Source organism: Priestia sp. P5_B4 (assembly GCF_056400385.1).
In genome coordinates this window covers 22,027-45,055 of record NZ_JBFULJ010000006.1, presented here as the reverse complement: position 1 = coordinate 45,055, position 23,029 = coordinate 22,027, and the positions used below count along the sequence as shown (strand labels likewise).

Sequence of the window (23,029 nt, the reverse complement as noted above, 5' to 3'; positions counted from 1 at the left end):
GAACAGATGAGACCCCRCAGGAGCRCAAGCGACGAGGAGGCTCASCGGCCGCCCGCGGAAAGCGAAGCCTTGCACGGAAATCAACWGCGGTGTCACAAGCGGTTCAGCTCATGTGTCTCATTTCTTCGTCTTTCGATTACATTCTTTTAGTTACGCCTCAACTTTTTTGTTTATTCCACCATATCTTTGTCCGTCATCGGTTCATTCAATTCGTTTTTCTCTCTTCCATTTGCATCTTCTCCGCTGTTCATGTTACGCCCTTGGGGAGATTTTAGCATTTGTTGAATAACGGCATCGATTCGTTTTCTAGCATCATTTGTTTGTGTATTCATTTCACTGATATTTTCGATTTGGTCCATCTGTTTCGGATTATCTGAGACGTATACATGATAATAACGAGGGACTACAGACATAGCTGTACGTTTTACCTGATCGGCTGCGTTATTCCGATTTTTAGCATCTGTTTTATAAGCAACAAGCACATCTTTATCCGTTACTAGCGTATCGGCTTGTTTAATATTTGGGATAGCGGTGCTCAGTTTACTAATATTGTCGGCTGCTTCTTCTCGATTAAATGTTCCTACTTGGTTCATATTGGAATTTTGCTCATTTGTGTTTTTAGTGTATCGGACATATCCATAATTTGTGCCGCTATTATTATTTGGATTATAATAATGATTAGGCTCGTTTACATTAATGGCATCTGGGTTGTTTGGTGATAAATTTTCATTTTCAGCTGTGTTTTTATTTTGACAGCCAATGGTTAACATACTTGTTATCAAAGCGATTCCAAGAATAGATTTCTTCACCATTTCCACCTCCTGTAGTTAAATATCGTACGCCAGGTAAACCGGCGAACCTTCATGTGGAGCATAAAAGATCAGTAGGTATACCGATAAAACCCCTACAGGATTAGAGTGCTGCTTATACGTGAAAAATTTCATGTTAATTGATGGTTTCATCATCATAATTATGGTATGGTAAATTTTAAGAGAAGAGGTGTGAGCAATGGTCTGTATCAATAATATTTGTTATGAAGTATTAAAAGATGAGCGTGAGGCATTTAATGAAGAGGCATTTAGAGGTCGCTTTATTGATGTGCTGAGCCGCTATGACTATATTGTGGGAGATTGGGGATACAATCAGCTTCGACTGCGAGGCTTTTTTGATGACCGAAATCAAAAGGCAACGTATGATACGAAGATTAGTACGCTTCAAGACTATTTACATGAATATTGTAATTTTGGCTGTGCGTATTTTGTCTTAAAAAAAGTCCATAAGTAAAAAAAGGCAAGCCGAAGACACTAATTGTCCTTCACGCTGCCTTTTTTTTTTAGATGATTTCATATAAAAATTCGCGAAGTTCCTGACCGTCTTCACTGTTTAATTTAAATACTTCTTCAAGATAGTTTGGTTCTTCAAGGTCATCTTGTCCAATGATGGCAAAGCGTCCTCCTTGAATATCAAGAACAACTTGTTTGCCATAATAACGGTCGGTTTGGATAATAGCTAAATCAAATCGTTGATTTTCGCCCATAAAGCTGACAAACCGGGTCTTTGTAGATACAACATCGTCATATAGATAAAAGCGTTCGCTCATAGGTATACTCCTTTCATAGGTTGTATGTGTATCATATCAAATAAGGTCAAAAACAAAAATGAATTTATCAAATGGATAATGGGTCATGATAAAATAGAACAGGAACCCCGTTTGTTTATGAGAAAAGATTTATAGAGAGCTGACAACTAGGGAGGAAATAATATGTACTTTGTAGATCGTGAAAAAATAGAAGCCACGCTTGTTTTTTTTGATGAACATGTTCGCTTGTTTGCTGAGCATTCGAGCTGGAACACAGAAATAGAGAAAAAAGCATTAGAGAGAATTGTACACCTTTTAATTGAAAACGTTTTAGATGTAGGAAATGCAATGATTGATGGGTTTATTATGAGAGATCCAGGCAGTTACGACGATATCATTGACATTTTAGTTGACGAGAAAGTGGTTAAAAAAGAGGAAGAAACGCCATTAAAAGAGATCGTTCAATTGCGTAAAAGCGTTGTTCAAGAATATGTGGATGTTAATCATCAGGATATTTATCAAAAAGTGATGCAGCATAAAGACGTACTGGCAGCATTTTCAGAGCGCGTAAGGACATATCTAGAGACAGAGTTAGGACCTGTGTCTGCTTTTCGTAACTAAAGGCAAGCAAGTTGTAGTTGTATAAAAAATAAGCTATGATTTCAAGTATGAGACTTGAAAGGAGATCACACAACATGAAGGAATATAAAGGATATTTGATTGATTTAGACGGAACAATGTACAAAGGAACAGAGCTAATTGCCGAGGCGCGTGATTTTGTTATTAAATTAAAGGAAAAAGGAATTCCTTATTTATTTGTAACAAACAACTCCACAAAAACGCCTGATAAAGTAGCTGAAAAGCTAGAGGCATTTGGCATTCCTGCAACAGAAGAACAAGTTTTTACAACGAGCCAGGCAACAGCTAATTATTTACACGAACGCAAAGCAAACGCTTCAGCTTATGTAATTGGTGGAGAAGGAATCCGACATGCGTTGCTTGAAAAAGGATTTACCATTGAAGAGGAAGATACGGATTTTGTAGTTGTTGGTTTAGATCAAGAAATTACATATGAAAAATTAGCAAAAGCATGTTTAAACGTTCGAAACGGCGCCTTTTTTGTTTCAACGAACGGAGATATTGCGATTCCTACTGAAAGAGGCTTACTGCCTGGTAATGGATCTATCACGTCTGTTATTACGGTTTCTACTCAAACAAATCCAGTATTTATTGGCAAACCAGAAAGTATTATTATGGAGCAAGCCCTTGAAGTCATCGGTACGCCAAAAGAAGAAACAATCATGATTGGTGATTACTATGATACAGATATTTTAGCAGGGATGAATGCAGGCTTAGATACATTATTAGTCCATACAGGTGTAACAACAAGAGAGTTACTAGAAGGATATGAGAAAAAGCCAACATATACGGTAGATTCACTAAAAGAGTGGATGGAGCGAATTTAAAAAGCTGTCAATTGACAGCTTTTTTTGTTTTTTAACCTATTCTTGACTGGCAGCCCGATGCGCTAACCGGCTAGAAGCAGCGGCGGCAATTGCGCCTACTAAATCATCTAAGAAAGTGTGGCACTCTCCAGTCGATTTATCGTTTAATCGTTCTAGAATACCCGGCTTTTGTTTATCAATATACCCGTAATTGGTAAAGCCGATTGATCCGTACACATTTACAATCGATAATGCTAAAATCTCGTCGATACCGTATAAACCTTCGTCTTTCTCAAGAATATCCAACAGAGGCGGCTCAATCACTTTTTTTTCTGTGAGGACGTCTAGTTGAATACCCGTTAAAATAGCATTTTGAACTTCTCGTTTAGAAATGACGCGCTCAACGTTATATAAACAGTCTTCGATTGTTAAGTTTGGGTGATACTTTTTTTGCAAGTAATAGACCAGTTCAGCAATGTCTGTAAGAGCCACGCCGCGTTCTATTAACCATTCTCTTGCTTTTTTTTCTAACTCACTTTGTGTATGTTTTTTCTCCAAGTATCATCACCTGTTTTCTATATATTTTTAAGTCTAAAGTTGTTTCATACTACTAACCCGGAGTAAATAACTATAAATGGTGTATTTCTAATCTATTCATTCCTCCGTAAATATTATGACAAGTAATGTTGTTTTCCATCATATAATTTCTTGAATGAATGAAGAGAGGGATTAAAATGATACAAACCATTTATGAGCATTACGGATTACGTCCAAATGAATTTATGCCCGTAGGTAAATTTGAAGGTTTTCAGTATCGAGATATTTTATATACAATCATTAATGTAAAACAAAGGGAACAAGACGAGTTAAATGAACTATATCAAATGAGTCAATTTCTGATGGGCCAAGGTGATCGCCATGTGGCAACATTTATGCCTAATTTGAATGGTGAAATGATTACAGAAACTGAAACTGAAAAATTTATCATTTGCCGCTGTCTTGCGGAAGAGAAAAACCCCAACTTTTCACCTGGGCACGAGCTAGCTGTTTTTCATCAAAAAGGGAGACTGTTTCCTTATGAAGTGGAAAAAGCAAACCGGCTAGGGCAATGGAAGTCCATGTGGGAGAAGCGTCTCGACCAGATGGAGCAATTTTGGTATGGAAGATTACGTGCTTTGCCTAATCAAGAGATGGAAAAACGTTTTTTAGAAACTTTTCCTTATTACCTAGGATTAACGGAAAATGCTATTCAATACCTAGTAGACACGGAAATTGACGATTTGCCTCGTTCAGTTGACGCTGCGACGATTTGTCATCATCGGTTCGGGCAAAAAACATGGGGGGAAGACTACGTTTACAAGCTCCCAGCAGATTGGGTCTTCGATCATCCAAGCAGAGATATAGCTGAATATATAAGGGAACAATATTTATTAACATACGCTGTCGATGAAAGGCACATGCATCAGTTTTTAAGTGAATATGAAAAGGTAAATCCGCTTTCTTCTTTTTCATGGAGACTGTTATATGCTAGACTTCTTTTTCCCGTTCATTATTTTGAGGTCATTGAAGGGTATTACAGTGTACAAGATGAGAGGCAAAAACAAAAGTATTATGAGAAGCTGGAAGGAGTATTAGCTCATTCTTCTCACTACGAAGCTTTTCTGAAGCGCTTTTACCAGTCGGTGGGTATTTCAACGTCTCGTTATCACATTCCTGAATTAACATGGATTCATTAAAAAGCGATTACTATAGAATATGATAAAATAGAAAAATAGGTGTTGGATAATCCAAACCTGTTTTTCTATTTTGTTTTTGTGCATGCAGTTTAAAAAGGATAAAGAGGTGGCGTACATATGGACAAGCCGTTTGTATTTATTACGAGAAAAATACCGAATGAATTAATCGAACCTTTAAAGGGAGTAGCGAATGTGGAAATGTGGGATAAAGAAGATGAGGCAGTCCCTCATGAGCTGCTTTGTGAAAAAGCTAAGCGCGCACATGCTCTATTAACAATGCTTTCAGATCGTATTGACAGTGAATTGCTTACGCAAGCTCCTCATTTAAAGCTTGTAGCTAACTTGGCGGTCGGATTCGATAATATTGATGTAGAAACGGCAACTGAACGAGGAATTATCGTTTCTAATACCCCCGATGTTTTATCTGATACAACAGCAGATTTAACGTTTGGTTTATTAATGAGTGTAGCTAGACGTTTAGTAGAAGCTGCTGGATATGTGAAAGAAAATCAGTGGAAAAGCTGGAGTCCATTTTTGTTAGCGGGTAGAGATATTCATCATAAAACATTAGGTATTGTTGGAATGGGGAAAATTGGAGAGACGCTTGCGAAACGTGCTACAGGTTTTGATATGGAAATCTTGTACCACAATCGAAGCCGCAACCTTCAAGCAGAAAAAAAACTCAATGCAGTTTACTGTGAGTTAAATGAGCTGCTTGAACGATCTGATTTTGTTGTTTGTTTGACACCGTTAACGGACGAAACCAAACATTTATTTAATGTTTCAGCATTTGAACAAATGAAAACAACTGCGATTTTTATTAATGCTTCAAGAGGAGCAGTGGTTGATGAGCAAGCATTGTTACATGCGGTTCAATCCGGTGAAATTGCTGGAGCTGGCTTGGATGTATTCGATCAAGAGCCTATTTCTGCTTCTCACCCTCTTCTTCAGTTACCTAATGTTGTAGCTCTTCCTCATATCGGCAGTGCGAGTATCGAAACGCGCACGGAAATGATTTCTTTATGTGTTAAAAACATTAAAGCAGTACTTACAAACGAGTCTCCTATTACAATTGTAAATAAAGAAGCGTTTGCGAAAAAATCATAACAGAAAAAGGCAATTTCATTTCCGTGAAATTGTCTTTTTTTTGTTAAAAAACAGTGGGAGCCATGTTATGATAATAAAATGAAATATTTTAAAAATTTACATTTATCTTTATATACCAATTTTTTTAACGAGTTTACGAGAAAAGATGGCAAGTAAACCTTGTAAAAAAGAAAAATAAGGTCTATAATGTCCTCTATAAGAGAACAAATGTATACGTAGAAAGAACACAGAGGTGAGGAATATGACAAAAAGTATTTCAGTAGGATTATTAGGGTTAGGAACGGTAGGAAGCGGAGTAGTCAAAATTATTGAAAATCATCAGGATAAATTAAGTCATCAAGTCGGGTGTCCTGTAGAAGTTAAAAAAGTAGTAGTTAAAGATATTGATAAGAAACGTGACGTGGAAATCAGCGAAGATAAATTAACAACGAATGTTGAAGACGTTTTACATAACGCGGAGATTGACGTTGTCATTGAAGTAATGGGTGGCGTTGAAGAAACAAGAGACTATATCTTAACAGCCCTTCGTAATAAAAAGCATGTTGTAACGGCAAACAAAGATTTGATGGCAGTTTACGGCTCAGAATTGTTAACAGTAGCTTCTGAAAATAACTGTGATTTATTTTATGAAGCAAGTGTAGCAGGCGGTATTCCAATTCTTCGTGGATTAGCAGATGGATTAGCATCTGATCGTATTACCAAAATGATGGGAATTGTAAATGGTACAACAAACTTCATTTTAACGAAAATGACAAAAGAAGGAAGCGCTTATGATGAAGTGTTAAAAGAAGCGCAGGATTTAGGATATGCTGAAGCGGATCCAACTTCTGACGTAGGTGGTTTAGATGCTGCTCGCAAAATGGCAATCTTGGCTACACTAGGATTTTCAATGAAAATTGACTTGGACGATGTTCGTGTTCAAGGTATTACAGAAGTAACGGAAGAAGACTTGCAATATAGTAAACAATTAGGCTATACGATGAAACTGATTGGATATGCACATCGTGACGGCGACAATGTAGAAGTGAGTGTTCAGCCAACTCTTTTAGCAGACACACATCCTCTTGCTTCAGTAAGCGATGAGTACAATGCTGTATATGTATACGGAGAAGCTGTTGGAGAAACGATGTTTTATGGACCGGGGGCAGGAAGCCTGCCAACTGCCACTGCTGTCGTATCAGATTTAGTAGGTGTTATGAAAAACATGCGTTTAGGTGTGAATGGTAAAAGTGCGGTAACGCCTCAGTATCCAAAACAGTTAAAAGCAGAAGATGAAATGTTCTCGAAGCATTTCTTACGTATTCATGTTAAAGATCAAGTTGGAGCATTTGCAAAATTAACAACGCTATTTTCAGAGCGTGGCGTGAGCTTCGAAAAAATTATTCAACTTCCTGTGAAAGGAAGCGAATTAGCTGAGATTGTTGTTGTTACACACAAAACATCTCAAAAAGATTATGAGGAAATCCTTCAGCAGCTTCGGGATTTACCAATTGTAGAAAATGTAAAGAGCAGTTACCGCGTAGAGGGAGTTGGCACAGTATGATGTGGAAAGGTCTATTAGCTGAATATAAAGAGTTTTTACCTGTAACAGAGAAAACACCTATGCTTACACTACATGAAGGAAATACACCTTTAATTCATCTTGCTCATTTATCAAAAGAGCTAGGCATTGATTTACATGTGAAAGTAGAAGGGTTAAATCCAACGGGGTCATTTAAAGACCGCGGAATGGTAATGGCTGTAGCAAAAGCCAAAGAAGAAGGAAGCAATACGGTTATTTGTGCATCTACAGGTAACACATCCGCAGCTGCAGCAGCTTATGCATCACGCGCTGGCATGCGCTGTATCGTTGTTATTCCAAATGGAAAAATTGCGATGGGGAAATTAGCTCAAGCTGTTATGTATGGTGCAGAAATTGTAGCAATTGAAGGAAACTTTGACCAAGCACTTTCTATGGTTCGTAAGCTGAGTGAAACATCACCGGTTGCACTTGTAAACTCTGTAAACCCATACCGTATTGAAGGGCAAAAAACAGCTTCTTTCGAGATTTGTGAACAGCTTGGAAAAGCGCCTGACGTTTTAGCTATCCCAGTGGGGAATGCAGGAAATATTACAGCTTACTGGAAAGGCTTCAAAGAATACAGTGAGCGTCACCAAACGTCTCTTCCTCACATGCACGGGTTTGAAGCAGAAGGTGCAGCGGCGATCGTGCGTAATCAAGTTATCGAAAATCCAGAAACAATTGCAACGGCTATTCGAATCGGAAATCCAGCAAGCTGGGATTATGCTGTAAACGCAGCAAAAGAATCAAACGGGAAAATTGATGAAGTAACAGATGAACAAATCTTAGAAGCATATCGTACAATTGCACGCAAAGAAGGTGTATTTGCAGAGCCAGGTTCTTGCGCTTCAATAGCTGGGGTGTTTAAAGATGTAGCTTCTGGTAAAATTGCAAAAGGTTCAACGGTTGTAGCTGTACTAACAGGTAACGGATTAAAAGATCCAAACGTAGCAATCGATGCTCATAACGTAAAGCCAGTGGTTTTACCAAATGATGAAGAAAAGGTATTTGAGTATATCCAAGGTGTCGTTGCTTCATGCTAGAAAATGAGCGTTTTGTCATTACGGTCCCAGCTAGCTCTGCTAATTTAGGGCCAGGATTTGATTCCATTGGAGTGGCTTTATCTCGCTACTTAAGATTAACAGTAGAGTGTCATGAGGAATGGATTTTTATCCCTGAAACGAAAGAAGTGCAAAGTATTCCTACAGGTACAGATAACTTAATGTATGAAGTGGCACAAGACGTGGCTCGTCAATTTAACATTGACCTTCCAAGTGCGAAGATCAATGTTTGGAGCAACATTCCATTAGCAAGGGGACTTGGAAGCAGCGCATCGGCTATCGTAGCTGGAATCGAGCTGGCTAATGTACTGTGTGACTTGCGTTTATCAAAAAGAGAAAAGCTTCGCATCAGCAGCTTAATGGAAGGACATCCTGATAACGTCAGCCCGTCTATTTACGGCGGCATCGTTGTTGGTTACCATCATGAAAATGAAACATATATTGCTCAAATACCTGAATTTGATGTCGATATCGTGATGGCCATTCCAGAATATGAATTAAAAACAACCGATGCTCGTGATGTGCTGCCTTTGGATATTAATTATCGCCACGCAGTAGAAGCTGGGGCAATCGGGAACATGCTAGTAGCAGCCCTTTTAAATAAAGATTTATCTCTGGTAGGCGAATTTATGGAGAAAGATTTATATCACGAACCTTATCGTATGAGACTCGTGCCAGAGCTTTCTCTTGTGCGAAAAGAAGCAAAAGCTCTCGGCGCATACGGTGTGTCACTAAGTGGAGCCGGTCCGAGTGTATTATGTTTAGCACCAAAAGGAAAAGGCAAAGCGATTGCCGAACATATGTATGCTTTACTGCCGAACTGCGAAATAGATGTTTTACAAATTGACCGCAAAGGTGTATTTGTAGAAGCTGAAGTCACAACGAGTTAATAAAAAAATCCTCATTCATTTGAATGAGGATTTTTTATTCGCAAGCCCCAATAAAATGGGAGGTTGCTTTTATAATAAAATCAAAGAGATTAGAATACTTGTTCTACTTCAACTACACCAGGTACTTCTTCTAAAAGGGCACGTTCGATACCAGCTTTTAGCGTGATTGTTGAACTTGGGCAGCTTCCGCAAGCGCCTAAAAGACGTAACTTTACAATACCATCCTCTACGTCTACTAGCTCACAGTCTCCACCGTCGCGAAGTAAAAACGGACGAAGTTTTTCTAATACTTCTTGAACTTGCTCGTGCATTTCTGACATAACTATCGACTCCTTTCTTCTACTCTTATTATAAACGGTCTTTCATGAAAAATCTATTGGAGTATGCATCGTAATGTTACCTTAAAAGAAAAAGATGTGCAATGAATTAGTTTTGTGTAAAATAGTATTCATAATGAAGTAAAAGTGTGAATAATCGTACAGTTTGAATGTAAAGATTTAAGGGGGATGTGCTATGCAATCAACTGAGGTAGAAGTGTGTATTTATGGAGCTGAAATTGTTTGTGCAAGCTGCGTTAACCTGCCGTCTTCAAAAGACACCTATGATTGGCTAGAGGCAGCTATTTCTCGTAAATATCCGAATCAGCCGTTTGCTATCACGTATGTAGATATAAACGAGCCGCATACGGATCCGGAAAAAACAGCTTTTGCCAAGCGTGTGATTGAAGAAGATTTATTCTATCCTGTAGTGGTCATTAACGGAGAAATTGTTGGGGAAGGCAACCCGAAATTAAAGCGCGTATTTGAGGAAATGGAGAAGTATGGTTTCTGCGCATCATAATGAAAAAAGCCGTTAGATTGTCAGTCATCTAACGGCTTTTATTTTATCCACTATGGTGTTTATACATCCAAAGAATACCTGATTTTAATAATCGAGCTACGCGTCCTGTAATTGGACGTTCGGCAACTAAGCCAAATCCATGCTTTTTGCCTAATGAACCAAGTATGCCTTTTAATTTAATAGTTGGCAATTCATCCGGAAGCGCTTCGCCTTTCCAGCGGTGAAGAAGTACTTGCACGATTTGTTCAGCTTGACCTTCTGCCAGCTGAGCGCTTGGTGCATGCGGTAGGCTTGCACAATCACCTAAAATGTAGACATTTTCGTCGTCAGGCAAGTTATGGTATTTCGTTAAGACGACGCGTCCTTGAGGGTCTTTTTCTACGTCTAAATCGCGTACCACTTTATTTGGCTGGATACCTGCTGTCCACACGATTGCATCGCTTTGAATGGGCTCATCATGATTATAAAGAATGTTCGGTTCTACTTTTGTAATATTAGCACTATTTACGATTTCAACACCGTTTGAAGTAAACCAAGTTTGAACGTAATTACTTAAACGTTCTGGGAAAGCAGACAAAATTAATTTACCGCGGTCAAATAAGATGATTTTTAAATCCGGGCGGCTTTCTCTTAGCTCGCTTGCTAGTTCTACTCCGCTTAATCCAGCTCCTACAATTGAAACAGTAGCGTGGGCTGGCAAGTTGTTTAATGTCTGATAAGTTGCTCGTGAAGCATCAATGGATTGAATGCTGTATGTATGCTCAAGAGCTCCCGGAACTCCATGATATTTATCTTCGCATCCGAGTCCTACAATCAGGTCATCATAAGCGATCATTTGATCATCCACATAGACACATTTCTCTTTTAGGTCTATGCGTTTTACACAGCCGTAGTGAATCTTTAAGCGAGGGTGTTCAGGAAAAGCAACACGAACATGCTGATCAGAAATTGTTCCAGCTGCAAGTGCATAGAATTCAGTTTTTAGTGAGTGATAAGGTGCTTTGTCAATAAGTGTTACTTCTACATCGTTAGGCAATTGATTCGGAAAAAGGCGCTGCAAAACGCGCATACCACCGTATCCGCCGCCCAGTATGACAAGGTTCTTCATGTGAATTTCCCCTTTAGCTTCATGCATTTTTGTTTTCTCTCTATTATTCTTGCTTTTAAGAATAGGAGAGTACAAATTACCGTTAATAAGGATGGTTGCCAAAAAGATATGAAAGGCTATATAAGATAACATATTTTACTTAAATAATAATTTAATATAACCTCGTTTGGTTTTCTATACATAAAAGTATAACTAAATTAATAAAAAACCACAATATGTTTCAACATAATTTCAAGCTATCTCTATAATAAAGCTTTATTTATACGTTTTTTTGAAAAAGTCTGTGAAGCTAAAAAGCGTGCGCAAAATGAACGTGAATTTCCAAAGTTGACGTTGAAAATGAAAGAAGATAGGATAAACTAATAGTAGAGAGGTGAAAAACGTGATACAGCCAATTATTGAATTTTGCGTTAGTAATTTAGCCAGTGGTTCTCAAGCAGCTTTAGCAAAGCTTGAAAAAGATCCAAATCTAGATATCATTGAATACGGATGTTTAGGTTATTGCGGGAAATGTTCACAATCTTTATTTGCCTTGGTAAATGGAGAGATTGTTACAGCGGAAACACCTGAACAGTTAGTGGATAATATTTACATTCATTTAGAAGAAAATCCAATGTTTTAAACTATCCCCGCTGTCGTATCTCTTTTTATCAGGAGAGGGACATGAGGCTAATAGAATAGATGATGTAAGCACGGCTAGTCTTGCCGTGCTTTTTTATGCGTTTTTGCCCAAATATCTGCGCTTTAATCATTCTCTTTGCAATCATAATGCTTCTTGTGTTTTTTAATACTCCAAATGAGGACAAAATAAAAAACCCCTTAATCTTTATGATTAAGGAGCTAAAAAAACGGGGGATGATATTATTGTGTACAAAAGAGAATCACTTTATACTAGAGCTACATAAAAAAATAATGGGTGATAATATGAAAAAATTTCAGTTTACAAAAATGCATGCACTTGGCAACAACTATATCTACGTAAATATGTTTGAAGAACATATAGAAGAGCAAGAGTTAGCACCGCTTGCTGTAAAAGTCTCAAATGTTTATACGGGAATTGGATCGGATGGGATGATTCTTATTTGTCCATCTGAACGTGCAGATGTGAAAATGCGCGTATTTAATAATGACGGCTCGGAAGCAAAAAACTGCGGAAACGGTTTAAGATGTGTAGCTAAATATGCATATGAACATAATTTAGTAACAAGCGAAAGATTTTTTATCGAAACGCTTTCTGGAGTTGTAGAAGCAACGGTGCATCCGCAGGGAAATGAAGTTCCAGAAGTGACAATCGATATGGGAGCGCCTCTTTTAGCTAGAGAACAAATTCCAATGACGGGAGCAAGCCAAGACCAAGTCGTTAATGAAGAGATGGAATTTGGAAAAGAACGGTTAAAAGGGACGGCTGTATCAATGGGAAATCCTCACGTTGTCTTTTACGTAAATAATATTGAACAAGCGCCTCTTACTACATTAGGGCCTGTGGTTGAAAAAGATTCGCGTTTTCCAGAAGGAGTGAACGTTGAATTTGTCGAGGTAGTGAACGAAAGAGAGCTGAATTTTCGTGTATGGGAAAGAGGTTCGGGTATCACTCAAGCATGTGGAACAGGAGCATGTGCTGCTGTTGTTTCGTCTGTATTAAATGAGAAGACGAAAAAAGATGTTCCTACTGTCGTACACCTCGCTGGAGGAGATTTAACGATTGTTTGGCAAAATAAAGGCAATGTATTAATGACAGGTCCAGCCAATGTGATTTGTGACGGCGCGTATTATTATTAGAAACGAAGAAGCAGACGATTTGTCGTCGCAGACATTTCGTCGTATACTAAACAAAAAAGGAGGTCTGTTTAAAAATGAGTCAAGATATCCTAACAATTACAGAAGCTGCAAGCTTTCAAATAAAAGATATGATGAAAGAACATGAAGAAGAAAATGCTTATTTACGTGTTAATGTAAATGGAGGAGGCTGTTCAGGTCTTTCTTACGGCATGGGTTTTGCTCACGAAGTAAATGAAAACGATACGCTGTTTGAACAACATGGCATTAAGATTCTTGTAGATAGCGAAAGTGCTCCAATTTTAAAAGATGTAAAAATTGATTACAAGCAATCTATGCTAGGCGGAGGGTTTACAATTGATAACCCGAACGCCATTGCAGCATGCGGCTGCGGCTCTTCTTTCCGTACAGCAAGCAACGCAGGTGCTCCTGAAGAGTGCTAAATATATTTTTATAAAAAAGCTTTCTTCATCTGATCTGGTGAAGAAAGCTTTTTTAGTGAGGAATTTTTGTATGTTACATCATCTGTCAAACTTGTTGACTGAATAATCAGTCTTTTTTATACTCAATAAAAAAGAGGAGATGAACGGATTTGATAGATGTGACTCGTTACGACGCGGAACAAGTAGGAGGTTACGGAAGTTTTCGCAAAAAAAACACCCTGCCTATTCTATGGAAGGGGTTTATAAACTGGTTAAAACTTGAAAATGGGAAAATGGAGTCTAAGGATGTAAAAAGTATTCACTTCAGTGAATCGCATTTATTTGTTCAGCATTTGCCTTTTTCCTCAGGTGAAGCCTGTCATCAAAACTCGTCCTCTGCGCCTCTTAACCATTCTGAACCTTACATTCGCTATTATGAAAATGCTAACGCATCTCTGGCTGAAAGCTACGGAGCAGTTGAAGGAGAGCATATTCTGCTGATTGAACGTATTGCCGGTCAATCAGAGGTAGTAAAATATTTAAGCAAGCTCGAAGGTTTGAAGACCTACAGGATGAGCGTAACTAGTCAAGAAGGAAACCATTCCTTTTATGAAATCTGTTTAATAAGCAGTGATGCGGAAATGATGAGTGAAATCATTCATCGAATGGTTACACCAATCCAGCAATGAAAAAAAGCAGGCGAGAGCCTGCTTTTTTTATGAGAACATTGACGTACTGTGCATAGGCTGTAAGCGAGCCTTTGGATCAATGTATGCCTTAGCGTTATTAACGGCAGTCGGACCTTCGCCAAATCCTGCCACGATGAGTTTTACTTTTCCATCATATGTGCAGACATCACCTGCTGCATAGATGCCAGGAATGTTTGTTTCTTGCCTTGAGTTAACAACAATTGCATTTTTCTCTAAATCTAAGTCCCATTCTTTAATTGGACCTAGAGAAGAAACAAATCCAAAGTTTACAATAACATCATCTACGTCTACTACTGTCTTTTCTTCACCTTTTGTGTTTTCTAACACAACTTGTGTAATACGGTCATCTCCAACAAATTCAACCGGTACATACGGTGTTTTAATATCAACTGATGAATTATGCAAGTTTTCTACGCTGTGTTCATGAGCGCGGAACTTGTCTCGACGATGCGTTAACGTTACTTTTTCTGCGATCGGCTCTAACATAAGAGACCAGTCTACAGCAGAATCCCCGCCCCCGCATACTAATACTTTGCGGCCTTTGAATTTATTCATATCATCCACAAAATAATGAAGGTTCGTTTGCTCGAACTGTTCTGCGTTTTCTAGCTCGATTTTACGGGGCTTAAATGCACCGTTTCCAGCCGTAATAATAATTGTTTTTGAATAGTGAACTTCAGAATTAGTAGTTAATCGAAATACGCCGTCCGCTTGTTTTTCTACCTTTTCTACGGCTTGCTCTAGCGCAACTGCAGGTTTAAATTGATCCATTTGCTCTTTTAGGTTATTGACTAATTCTTGAGCGCGTACTTTTGGAAAACCAGCTACATCATAAATATATTTTTCAGGATATAAAGCAGAAAGCTGTCCACCAAGCTGTGGTAAGCTTTCAATAATTTTTACGCTCGCTTGACGCATACCGCCATAAAATGCTGTAAATAAGCCTGTAGGGCCGCCTCCGATGATGGTAATATCATATACTTGTTTATCTTCTTTCATTTATAATCACCTCTAGATTGTTCTGTGCCAATGCATATTCTACTTTATGATAGCATAGTAAATTATAAAATATCATTAAAACACGCTGGAATGTTTGAGAAACTTTCTCAACTTAAAGATCAGTATTTGTAATCATTAACATAACCACACGTTTTGGTCAAATATAAAACTGGGTATACAGGAAAGTAATTGAAAATTAAAAAGCTTGTAAATACAAAGTGAAGGGTTGAAAAACCGATTAAAAAAGCATAAGATGTTTGTGTAAATCAAGCTAGGACTTACGCTTACATTTTTTTGAAAAAGAAAAAATGTATTTTTTTAAAAAAGAACGTGAAGTGATTCACATTATTTTTCTTATGTGAATAATAAATGGATAGCGATGATCGTTCTTGCTCAAACTAACATAAAAAAGCAAACCAAATAAAATTGCTCTTATCATTATATTTGTAAGACATACTTGTGACTATAACTAAAAAAGGTGGATGACATTCCTATGAAAAAGCCTAAAATCGTCATTTTGGGTGCCGGGTATGGCGGCATTATGACAATTGTTAATTTACAAAAAAAACTGGGTGCTAGTGATGCGGAAATTGTTTTGGTAAATAAAAACGATTACCATTACGAAACGACATGGCTTCATGAAGTATCAGCAGGTACAATTCATCAAGATCGCTCTCGTGTTCCTGTTAAAAATTTAATTAACACAAATAAGGTTACATTTATCAAAGACACGGTCGTAGATATTAAGTTAGATGAAAAGCGTGTTCTTCTTGAAAACAGTGAGCTAACGTACGATTATTTAGTTGTTGCTTTAGGGTATGAAGCAGAAACTTTCGGAATTAAAGGTTTAAAAGAACATGCATTTACCATTACAAGCATTAATGCAGCACGTCAAATTCGTGAGCATATTGATTATGTGTTTGCGACGTACAACAATGAAGTGGAAAAAAGAGACGAACTTCTGACCATTATTGTTGGGGGCGCTGGCTTTACCGGCATTGAATTTGTGGGAGAATTAGCAAATCGAGTCCCACAGCTTTGCAAAGAATTTGATATTCCTCGTGAAAAAGTACGCGTTATTTGTGTAGAAGCAGCGCCTACGGCTTTGCCAGGTTTTGATCCAGAACTTGTAGAATATGCGGTAACACAACTAGAACGAAAAGGAATCGAGTTCAAGATCGGAACAGCGATTAAAGAGTGTACAGAAGAAGGAATTATTGTATCAAAAGATGACCAAGTAGAAGAAATCAAATCAGCAACAGTTGTATGGGCTGCGGGTGTTCGAGGCAGTCATGTGATTGAAAAAGCTGGATTTGAGAACATGCGCGGACGTGTAAAAGTAAGCAATAGCTTGCTGGCACCAGGGCATGAAGATGTGTTTGTTATTGGAGATTGTTCGCTAATGATTAACCCTGAAACAGAACGTCCTTATCCGCCAACAGCTCAAATTGCTATGCAGCAAGGCGGTACCTGCGCTGAAAATATTAGCCGTTTGATGAAAGGTCAAAAAGAATTAAGCGAGTTCAAACCAGATATTAAAGGAACGGTATGTTCGTTAGGGCATGATGACGCAATTGGCGTTGTATACGGTCGAAAGCTATTTGGTTCAAGCGCATCTTTTATGAAAAAAGTTGTTGATAATCGCTCGCTTTTCCTTCAAGGCGGAGCAGGTCTTGTATTGAAAAAAGGAAAATTTAATTTCTTTTAAAACAAAAAGCAAAAGGTCTTTAAGCCTTTTGCTTTTTTGGTATTAACTTACTTTTCTGTGATTGACGCTTTCATTACTCTTAAGTAAACTGAGAGTATAAAGAGTAACGGAGGCGAAAAGCAATGGAAATGAGTGTGCCTGTACTAATTATCTCCATCTTGTTGTTTTTTGTTTTGTTTTTTGGAATCGGTTTCTTATTGAATATGCTGCTTCGCATGTCTTGGATTATGGCCATTATTTATCCCGTGATTTTTATTTTTATTATTGATGATGTAAGAGCGGTGGATTACATTCAACATCCCGCTCACTCCTTTCAGCAGCTAGGGACAAAAGTGCTGTCTTTAGCCACAGCTGACATTGTGATTTTAATGGCTGGTTTTATAGGTGCACTAGCTTCAGGCATTACCATTAAATCTTTACGAACAAGAGGGTACCAAATGTTTTAAATGTAAATTCTTCTCGCAAACGAATAATTTGTTTTTATGTTGGAAACAAATAGATTCGTGAGAGGAGTTGTGGAAATCACAATGATTGGAAAAATAGCAAAGCGATTCATTATGTGCCTACTACTGGTCGGAGCGCTGTTTACAACATATGAAGCAATTACCGGCGTCCCAATAACCACAGTCATCAAATATATGCCTTTTATAAACAGTACAGGGCATCCTCTAATGAATAAAAGGCTCTTGCCATCATTTCTAAAACCACTAAGAGCTGAAGCGGCTAGCAATGACAAAGAGCGTCTGACGATTGAAGAAGCATTTGATTGGTCGCGTTATCCAACTAAGAATGTATTGGCTACGGGTTACACAGCTGGTTACGAATCAACTGGGAAAAATCCCAACCATCCAGGGTATGGTATTACATATTCGGGCGTTAAAGTAAAACGTGACTTGTATTCAACCATCGCTGCTGATTTAACCATATTTCCAATCGGCACGATCTTGTTTATTCCGGGCTATGGCTATGGAGTGGTAGCAGATAAAGGTGGGGCTATTAAAGGCAATCATCTTGATTTATATTTTGAGACTGTTTCCGATGTGTACAACATATGGGGTAAAAAAGAATTAAACGTCTATGTAGTAAAATCAGGGGACGGCCGCTTAACTGAAGAAGAGTTAACAATGCTGAATGAAAAAAAGTCGATGCAAGTTTTTCGCCAGCAGGTAAAATAAACGAGAAACACATGAAGAACTCTTCATGTGTTTTCTTATGTTTTATGGCCATACATAATACGTTACAAAAGCAACTGCTATCCCGGTTAAGGCCCCAAAGAAAACTTCAATAGGCTTATGTCCAAGTAGCTCTTTTAGCTTCACTTGTTTTTCGTCTTCTTCATTGGTCGCCCACAGCTTTGCCTCTTTTACTGCGCGCTGAAAGTCTTCAACCAAACGATTTAAAACCGTTGCTTGCTCTCCTGCATGTCTTCTTACTCCTTTAGCATCGAACATGACAATAATGGCAAAAATAGCGGAGAGAGCAAAAATAGGGGATTTAAGACCTTCTGCTAGCCCAATGGCAGTTGCTAAGGAAGTTACTGCTGCGGAGTGGGAGCTTGGCATGCCTCCCGTACTAAAAAATAAGCTGCCGTCTATTTTCTTAGTAGCTACAAAAGAAAGGGGAATCTTAATAAATTGAGCAAAGAAAATAGCGATTAATGAACTCCAAAGTGGAAAATTTGAGAATAAATCCATTGAGACGTCCTCCCTCAACTTAAAATGTCTGAAAAGCTAAACCCGTATGATGAAAAAAGCGGTAGATGAAAGTATATGTGTGAAACTAAGGTTTTTGAACTGTGATTAAAAATTGTATTTCTGCTATCATATGTAATATAGATGAAAATAGTGGTGAATATGATATATATTCCACTTGCTGAATAGATTAAACAAAGCAGATGATAAATAAAAATAAAATCTCTATACGTAAAAGGGAGGAATTTTATGTTTTCGCATGTAGAAACATTTGGTGCTGATCATCAAACAGAAGCGCTCGTAATCGGGTTATTTAATCAAAATCAACAATTTGAAGGCCTTCTAAAAGAAATTGATGAAGCTTTAGGTGGACAGCTCATTCATTTGATTAAAGAAGGGGATATACGTGTACAAGAAAAACGTATATCAACGATTCATACACTAGGAAAATTAGGAGCAAAACGTCTTTATTTTGTGGGACTCGGACGAAAGCAAGCGCTAACTAAAAATGGGCTCAAAGAGAGCTTTGGGCTGTTATTTAAAAAGTTAAAAGAAGCGAAGATTTCAAACGCATCGGTTGCCCTTTCTACATTTGATACAGGAGCGTGGTCAGAGCAAGAAACTGCAGCTTTATTAGGAGAAGCTCAACAGCTTGCTATGTACGAGTTTGAAAACTACAAAAAGAAATCAAACGAACCTGACAAGCAGCTTGAGAAAATTGAACTGTTTTCTTTTTATAAAGACGTGGTACAATCTGCTTTGGTTGGATATACGTATGGAAAAGCAACAAACTCAGCGCGCACCCTTGTTAACTTACCAAGCAACATGCTAACGGCTACAGATTTAGCTAATTATGCAGTAGAAATGGCACATACATATGGTTTTGAATATGAAATTTTAGAAAAAGAAGAGATGGAAACATTGGGAATGGGCGCACTGTTAGCAGTTAATCAAGGTTCCGCAGAGCCTCCTAAAATGATTGTCCTGAAATATCAAGGAAAAGAAAAATGGGAAGACGTTATTGGGTTAGTAGGAAAAGGGATTACCTTTGACACAGGTGGTTACTCTATTAAATCTAAAGACGGGATTGTAGGTATGAAAACAGATATGGGAGGAGCTGCATCTGTTCTTGGTGCAATGGAAGCGATTGGAGAATTAAAACCTCATCAAAACGTAGTAGCTGTCATTCCATCAACTGACAACGTTATTAGCGCGCATGCTTTTAAGCCAGATGACGTAATTACAGCAATGAATGGAAAGACAATAGAAGTACTGAATACAGACGCTGAAGGGCGTTTAGCGTTAGCTGATGGTATCTCCTATGCCAAACACCACGGAGCAAATTATTTAGTAGACGTGGCGACATTAACGGGTGGTGTAATTGTAGCTCTTGGTACACATACAACGGGGGCAATGACGAATGATTCTGCTTTATTGCAGCAAATAGAAAAAGCGAGCATTGAGACAGGCGAACCGATTTGGGAGCTGCCTATTACAGAACGAGACAAAAAGCGTGTTCGGGGAAGTAAGGTAGCAGATTTAAATAACTCTCCTGGACGAGAGGGGCACGCAATTATGGCAGGAACTTTTATTGGTGAGTTTGCAGAGCAAACACCATGGGTTCACTTGGATATTGCTGGAACTGCAACATCCGCTGCTTCTCATGAGTTAGGACCTTCAGGTGCAACAGGCGTGATGGTGCGAACACTAGCTGCAATGGTTTGTTTATTTGAAGCCAATTAATGAAAAAAGTATAGCAGTGATAGAAAGAAACGTAAAAAGAAGCATCGATGATGCTTCTTTTTTAATATGTTTACATAATGTTTTTTCTTTTTAGTAAGAAAAGATTATTTAGAAAAATCCTTATATCGTCAAGGGTGTAGAGAAGTTAAACAAACGTTTATTTAGTAAGATGATTGACTTTTTTTCTATACCTAATATAATGAATATGTTGTTTATCTCTCTAATGTTTTAATGAGATAAAGTAAAAAGAAAAATGGAGGTTTCAAAATGAATGCAGTATTAATAGCTGTGCTCGTGATGCTGATTTTGAGCTTAATGCGCATCAACGTTGTCTTTTCTTTAGCAGTAGGAGCGCTAATTGGAGGGCTTGTTGGCGGTATCAGCCTCACAGATACAGTAAGTATATACACAGATGGTCTTGGAAATAGTGCTTCTGTTGCATTAAGCTATGCTTTGCTTGGAGGATTTGCAATGGCTGTTTCGCGGACAGGGCTGCCTGATGCCGTTGTTCAACTAGCGTTAAAAATAGTAGGGAAAGAAGGAGAAACGAAAAAGAAGTCACTGTCAAAAGTACTGATCTTATTGATCATCCTTATTATTTCATGTTTTTCTCAAAACGTTATTCCGGTTCACATTGCATTTATTCCGCTTTTAATTCCACCTCTATTAAAAGTATTTAATCAGTTAAAAATCGATCGCCGATTAGTCGCAACCGTTATTACGTTTGGACTGGTTACACCTTATATGTATTTGCCGGCAGGATTCGGTAAGATTTATCACGACATTTTATTTACTAACATTAAAGAAAGTGGACTAACGATTGATAAAGGAGATATTACCGCAGCGATGGCTCTGCCAGCTTTAGGAATGATAGCGGGCTTATTGTTTGCTGTTTTTATTTCATACCGCAAACCACGTCGGTATGAAGACATTGATATTGATCAAGGTGCAGAAGAGAGTACAGGTTATACAACAAGAGGCATTATTATAGCTTTGGTTGCGATTGTAGCAGCTTTAACTGTGCAGCTCTTAGTAGATTCTATGATTTTTGGCGCGCTGGCAGGAATTGTTGTACTTTACTTCAGCGGAGCTTTGAAGTGGAGTGAAGCAGATCCAGTATTAACAAACGGAATGAGAATGATGGCTTTCATTGGATTCGTTATGCTGTCAGCCTCTGGTTTTGCAAAAGTTCTTCAAGAAACTGGAGATGTAGAAGCGCTTGTAAAAGATTCTGTTGCTCTTATTGGAGGGAATCAAATGCTGGGGGCATTTCTTATGCTTGTCATCGGGCTTTTAGTGACAATGGGCATTGGTTCTTCTTTCTCTACTATTCCAATTATCGCGACGATTTTCGTTCCTCTTTGCTTAGAACTTGGTATGAGTCCAATGGCAACGATTTGTATTGTTGGTACAGCAGGAGCGCTTGGAGACGCTGGTTCACCAGCTTCAGACAGTACGCTTGGACCCACATCTGGATTAGCAGTCGATCGTCAGCATGATCATATTTGGGATACGTGTGTACCAACTTTTCTTCACTATAACATTCCACTTATTATTTTTGGGTGGATTGCCTCGGTTATCTTGTAAATAGAGGCCCGGTAATGAAAAAAAGCAGCCGATCAAAACCGGCTGCTTTTTTCATGCTTGAGAAAGAGTAGAAGCAGTACTGTCACAAGCTCCTAATGCTTGCTCTACAGCCTGAAGAGATTGTTCAATACGTTCACGATTTGAATCTTTCTCTACTGTTTGAAGAGCTTGTTCAAGGCTTGCTTTTGCCTGATTTAATGATGTGCAAGAATCTTGCACGTAACCTCTAGCGTTTTTAGACATTCTTCTTCCTCCTAACTAACCAAAAATGAGAATCAATAAGTAGTATGAGTAATTTGCAGGGAATTATGAGGAGAAATAATAAAAAGGATTAACTCTTATGAAAGGAGTTAACCCTGTCAGCCTAACTGTTTAAATTGGTTGGAATGTAGAAGTTCAAGCACTTTCTTATCAAGCTCCTTAATTTTCTTTACAGCCAGATTATATTCCAATTCACGGTAATGGTGTTTGCCGCCTGGCTCTTCATCAGCTTCATCAGCTAGTTTGACTACTTTTTGAAGAGGGCGTTGTTGAATTGTTCCTTCAGGCAAATATGAGTCTGTGTGTAGTAAAATAGCTAAAGCAATTTCTTTTGCCGCCTGAGGTTCCTCACCCAAACGAATGAGTAATTTATGTGCACGTTCAGCCCCTTTAATAGCGTGAATATCATTTTGACGATACTTCTCATAATCCCACTGACCATTTGTGTACCATTCGTAGTGGCCAATATCATGAAGCAGCGCTGCTTTTGTAGCTAAATCCGGGTTTACATTATGCTGTACGGATAGACGAAACGCATGATAGGCGACGGATACAGCATGCGCAACGCCAGATCGAGTTAAATATTTTTGAGCGATAGGATGCGTGAAAATTTCTACTAGCGTAACATGTCTCATCATGTCATCCCTCCTAAAGAAAAAATATATTTCCAAATACAATATCATATTTGTATCCTAAATACAATTATCGTGTAATTTGTTTTTACATACAAAAATGGCATATATTATAATATTCGAAACGAAACAACATGTACATCTTTTTTTGAAGAAAATAAGACTTTTTTCCT

General features: G+C 38.2%; 27 protein-coding genes. 18 read left to right on the top strand and 9 right to left on the bottom strand.

Translation table 11 applies throughout. The annotated features are described in order from the left end of the window. Positions 1 to 170 precede the first annotated feature (170 nt). Positions 171 to 812: a YhcN/YlaJ family sporulation lipoprotein gene (locus AC1DRF_RS01885; protein ID WP_427076591.1), complete on the bottom strand. Its 642-nt coding sequence runs from the start codon at positions 810 to 812 to the stop codon at positions 171 to 173. Between the two features lie 196 nt (positions 813 to 1,008). Here AC1DRF_RS01885 and AC1DRF_RS01880 point away from each other — a divergent pair, with 196 nt between their 5' ends. Further along, a complete protein-coding gene (locus AC1DRF_RS01880) occupies positions 1,009 to 1,284 on the top strand; it encodes a YutD family protein (RefSeq protein WP_013059635.1) in 276 nt (91 codons plus the stop codon). A gap of 49 nt (positions 1,285 to 1,333) precedes the next feature. On the opposite strand, the gene AC1DRF_RS01875 is transcribed toward AC1DRF_RS01880, so the two are convergent. Continuing rightward, positions 1,334 to 1,600, bottom strand: coding sequence for a DUF3055 domain-containing protein (locus tag AC1DRF_RS01875; protein WP_013059634.1), 267 nt, complete (start codon positions 1,598 to 1,600; stop codon positions 1,334 to 1,336). Between the two features lie 162 nt (positions 1,601 to 1,762). Between AC1DRF_RS01875 and AC1DRF_RS01870 the strand changes: the two genes are divergently transcribed. Beyond that, entirely contained in the window at positions 1,763 to 2,200 is a 438-nt protein-coding gene (locus AC1DRF_RS01870) for a DUF86 domain-containing protein (RefSeq protein ID WP_043977243.1), read from the top strand. Between the two features lie 74 nt (positions 2,201 to 2,274). After that, positions 2,275 to 3,045: a TIGR01457 family HAD-type hydrolase gene (locus AC1DRF_RS01865; protein WP_013059632.1), complete on the top strand. Its 771-nt coding sequence runs from the start codon at positions 2,275 to 2,277 to the stop codon at positions 3,043 to 3,045. A 36-nt stretch (positions 3,046 to 3,081) separates the two neighbouring features. On the opposite strand, the gene AC1DRF_RS01860 is transcribed toward AC1DRF_RS01865, so the two are convergent. Beyond that, complete coding sequence (locus AC1DRF_RS01860) at positions 3,082 to 3,582, bottom strand: phosphatidylglycerophosphatase A family protein (protein WP_013059631.1); 501 nt, start codon at positions 3,580 to 3,582, stop codon at positions 3,082 to 3,084. A gap of 176 nt (positions 3,583 to 3,758) precedes the next feature. Here AC1DRF_RS01860 and yutH point away from each other — a divergent pair, with 176 nt between their 5' ends. The 5 genes from yutH to thrB all read left to right on the top strand — a co-directional run bounded on the left by yutH (position 3,759) and on the right by thrB (position 9,379). Further along, a complete protein-coding gene (yutH, locus tag AC1DRF_RS01855; RefSeq protein WP_477740280.1) occupies positions 3,759 to 4,760 on the top strand; it encodes a spore coat putative kinase YutH in 1,002 nt (333 codons plus the stop codon). A gap of 117 nt (positions 4,761 to 4,877) precedes the next feature. After that, a complete protein-coding gene (locus tag AC1DRF_RS01850) occupies positions 4,878 to 5,867 on the top strand; it encodes a 2-hydroxyacid dehydrogenase (RefSeq protein WP_477740279.1) in 990 nt (329 codons plus the stop codon). Positions 5,868 to 6,108: 241 nt separating this feature from the next. Continuing rightward, on the top strand, positions 6,109 to 7,410 hold the full coding sequence (locus AC1DRF_RS01845) for a homoserine dehydrogenase (RefSeq protein ID WP_013059628.1): 1,302 nt from the start codon (positions 6,109 to 6,111) through the stop codon (positions 7,408 to 7,410). Then, positions 7,410 to 8,471 (top strand): threonine synthase, encoded by a 1,062-nt coding sequence (gene thrC / locus AC1DRF_RS01840; protein WP_025752680.1) that lies wholly within the window; start codon positions 7,410 to 7,412, stop codon positions 8,469 to 8,471. Before AC1DRF_RS01845 ends, thrC begins: the two co-directional genes overlap by 1 nt. Continuing rightward, complete coding sequence (thrB, locus tag AC1DRF_RS01835; protein WP_427076589.1) at positions 8,465 to 9,379, top strand: homoserine kinase; 915 nt, start codon at positions 8,465 to 8,467, stop codon at positions 9,377 to 9,379. The genes thrC and thrB overlap by 7 nt, the downstream gene beginning before the upstream one ends. A gap of 89 nt (positions 9,380 to 9,468) precedes the next feature. Here the strand turns inward: thrB and AC1DRF_RS01830 are convergent, their stop codons facing one another. After that, positions 9,469 to 9,699 carry a NifU family protein gene (locus AC1DRF_RS01830; protein WP_013059625.1) on the bottom strand — a complete coding sequence of 77 codons (231 nt, stop codon included), beginning with the start codon at positions 9,697 to 9,699 and terminating at the stop codon, positions 9,469 to 9,471. A 193-nt stretch (positions 9,700 to 9,892) separates the two neighbouring features. Here AC1DRF_RS01830 and AC1DRF_RS01825 point away from each other — a divergent pair, with 193 nt between their 5' ends. Beyond that, positions 9,893 to 10,219, top strand: coding sequence for a YuzD family protein (locus AC1DRF_RS01825; protein WP_097824853.1), 327 nt, complete (start codon positions 9,893 to 9,895; stop codon positions 10,217 to 10,219). Positions 10,220 to 10,262: 43 nt separating this feature from the next. Here AC1DRF_RS01825 and AC1DRF_RS01820 read toward each other — a convergent pair whose 3' ends face one another. Further along, a complete protein-coding gene (locus AC1DRF_RS01820) occupies positions 10,263 to 11,327 on the bottom strand; it encodes an NAD(P)/FAD-dependent oxidoreductase (RefSeq protein ID WP_097824959.1) in 1,065 nt (354 codons plus the stop codon). A 382-nt stretch (positions 11,328 to 11,709) separates the two neighbouring features. Here AC1DRF_RS01820 and AC1DRF_RS01815 point away from each other — a divergent pair, with 382 nt between their 5' ends. The 4 genes from AC1DRF_RS01815 (at position 11,710) to AC1DRF_RS01800 (ending at position 14,214) form a co-directional block, all read left to right on the top strand. Then, positions 11,710 to 11,949: a YuzB family protein gene (locus AC1DRF_RS01815; RefSeq protein ID WP_025752683.1), complete on the top strand. Its 240-nt coding sequence runs from the start codon at positions 11,710 to 11,712 to the stop codon at positions 11,947 to 11,949. Between the two features lie 302 nt (positions 11,950 to 12,251). Further along, positions 12,252 to 13,106, top strand: a complete 855-nt coding sequence (dapF, locus tag AC1DRF_RS01810) for a diaminopimelate epimerase (protein WP_097824958.1) — start codon at positions 12,252 to 12,254, stop codon at positions 13,104 to 13,106. A 74-nt stretch (positions 13,107 to 13,180) separates the two neighbouring features. Beyond that, the gene (locus AC1DRF_RS01805; RefSeq protein WP_013059620.1) at positions 13,181 to 13,546 is read left to right on the top strand and encodes a HesB/IscA family protein; all 366 of its coding nucleotides are present in this window, start codon (positions 13,181 to 13,183) and stop codon (positions 13,544 to 13,546) included. 158 nt (positions 13,547 to 13,704) lie between these two features. Continuing rightward, complete coding sequence (locus AC1DRF_RS01800) at positions 13,705 to 14,214, top strand: hypothetical protein (RefSeq protein WP_427076658.1); 510 nt, start codon at positions 13,705 to 13,707, stop codon at positions 14,212 to 14,214. A gap of 27 nt (positions 14,215 to 14,241) precedes the next feature. Here AC1DRF_RS01800 and AC1DRF_RS01795 read toward each other — a convergent pair whose 3' ends face one another. Continuing rightward, the gene (locus tag AC1DRF_RS01795) at positions 14,242 to 15,234 is read right to left on the bottom strand and encodes an NAD(P)/FAD-dependent oxidoreductase (RefSeq protein ID WP_427076588.1); all 993 of its coding nucleotides are present in this window, start codon (positions 15,232 to 15,234) and stop codon (positions 14,242 to 14,244) included. A gap of 493 nt (positions 15,235 to 15,727) precedes the next feature. Here AC1DRF_RS01795 and AC1DRF_RS01790 point away from each other — a divergent pair, with 493 nt between their 5' ends. The 3 genes from AC1DRF_RS01790 (at position 15,728) to AC1DRF_RS01780 (ending at position 18,117) form a co-directional block, all read left to right on the top strand. Then, positions 15,728 to 16,942, top strand: a complete 1,215-nt coding sequence (locus tag AC1DRF_RS01790; RefSeq protein WP_025752690.1) for an NAD(P)/FAD-dependent oxidoreductase — start codon at positions 15,728 to 15,730, stop codon at positions 16,940 to 16,942. Positions 16,943 to 17,064: 122 nt separating this feature from the next. Next, positions 17,065 to 17,388: a YuiB family protein gene (locus AC1DRF_RS01785; protein WP_074681648.1), complete on the top strand. Its 324-nt coding sequence runs from the start codon at positions 17,065 to 17,067 to the stop codon at positions 17,386 to 17,388. 81 nt (positions 17,389 to 17,469) lie between these two features. After that, positions 17,470 to 18,117 (top strand): 3D domain-containing protein, encoded by a 648-nt coding sequence (locus AC1DRF_RS01780; protein WP_074681646.1) that lies wholly within the window; start codon positions 17,470 to 17,472, stop codon positions 18,115 to 18,117. A 42-nt stretch (positions 18,118 to 18,159) separates the two neighbouring features. Here AC1DRF_RS01780 and AC1DRF_RS01775 read toward each other — a convergent pair whose 3' ends face one another. Further along, positions 18,160 to 18,636 (bottom strand): divergent PAP2 family protein, encoded by a 477-nt coding sequence (locus tag AC1DRF_RS01775; protein WP_477740278.1) that lies wholly within the window; start codon positions 18,634 to 18,636, stop codon positions 18,160 to 18,162. Positions 18,637 to 18,882: 246 nt separating this feature from the next. Here AC1DRF_RS01775 and AC1DRF_RS01770 point away from each other — a divergent pair, with 246 nt between their 5' ends. Both AC1DRF_RS01770 and AC1DRF_RS01765 read left to right on the top strand, forming a co-directional pair. Further along, entirely contained in the window at positions 18,883 to 20,376 is a 1,494-nt protein-coding gene (locus AC1DRF_RS01770) for a leucyl aminopeptidase (RefSeq protein ID WP_477740277.1), read from the top strand. 267 nt (positions 20,377 to 20,643) lie between these two features. After that, entirely contained in the window at positions 20,644 to 21,963 is a 1,320-nt protein-coding gene (locus tag AC1DRF_RS01765) for a Na+/H+ antiporter family protein (RefSeq protein ID WP_162215060.1), read from the top strand. A 51-nt stretch (positions 21,964 to 22,014) separates the two neighbouring features. Here AC1DRF_RS01765 and AC1DRF_RS01760 read toward each other — a convergent pair whose 3' ends face one another. Together AC1DRF_RS01760 and AC1DRF_RS01755 are read right to left on the bottom strand one after the other, a co-directional pair. Further along, positions 22,015 to 22,206, bottom strand: a complete 192-nt coding sequence (locus AC1DRF_RS01760) for a hypothetical protein (RefSeq protein ID WP_013059611.1) — start codon at positions 22,204 to 22,206, stop codon at positions 22,015 to 22,017. A gap of 116 nt (positions 22,207 to 22,322) precedes the next feature. Further along, on the bottom strand, positions 22,323 to 22,859 hold the full coding sequence (locus AC1DRF_RS01755; RefSeq protein WP_028409590.1) for an HD domain-containing protein: 537 nt from the start codon (positions 22,857 to 22,859) through the stop codon (positions 22,323 to 22,325). Positions 22,860 to 23,029 lie beyond the last annotated feature (170 nt).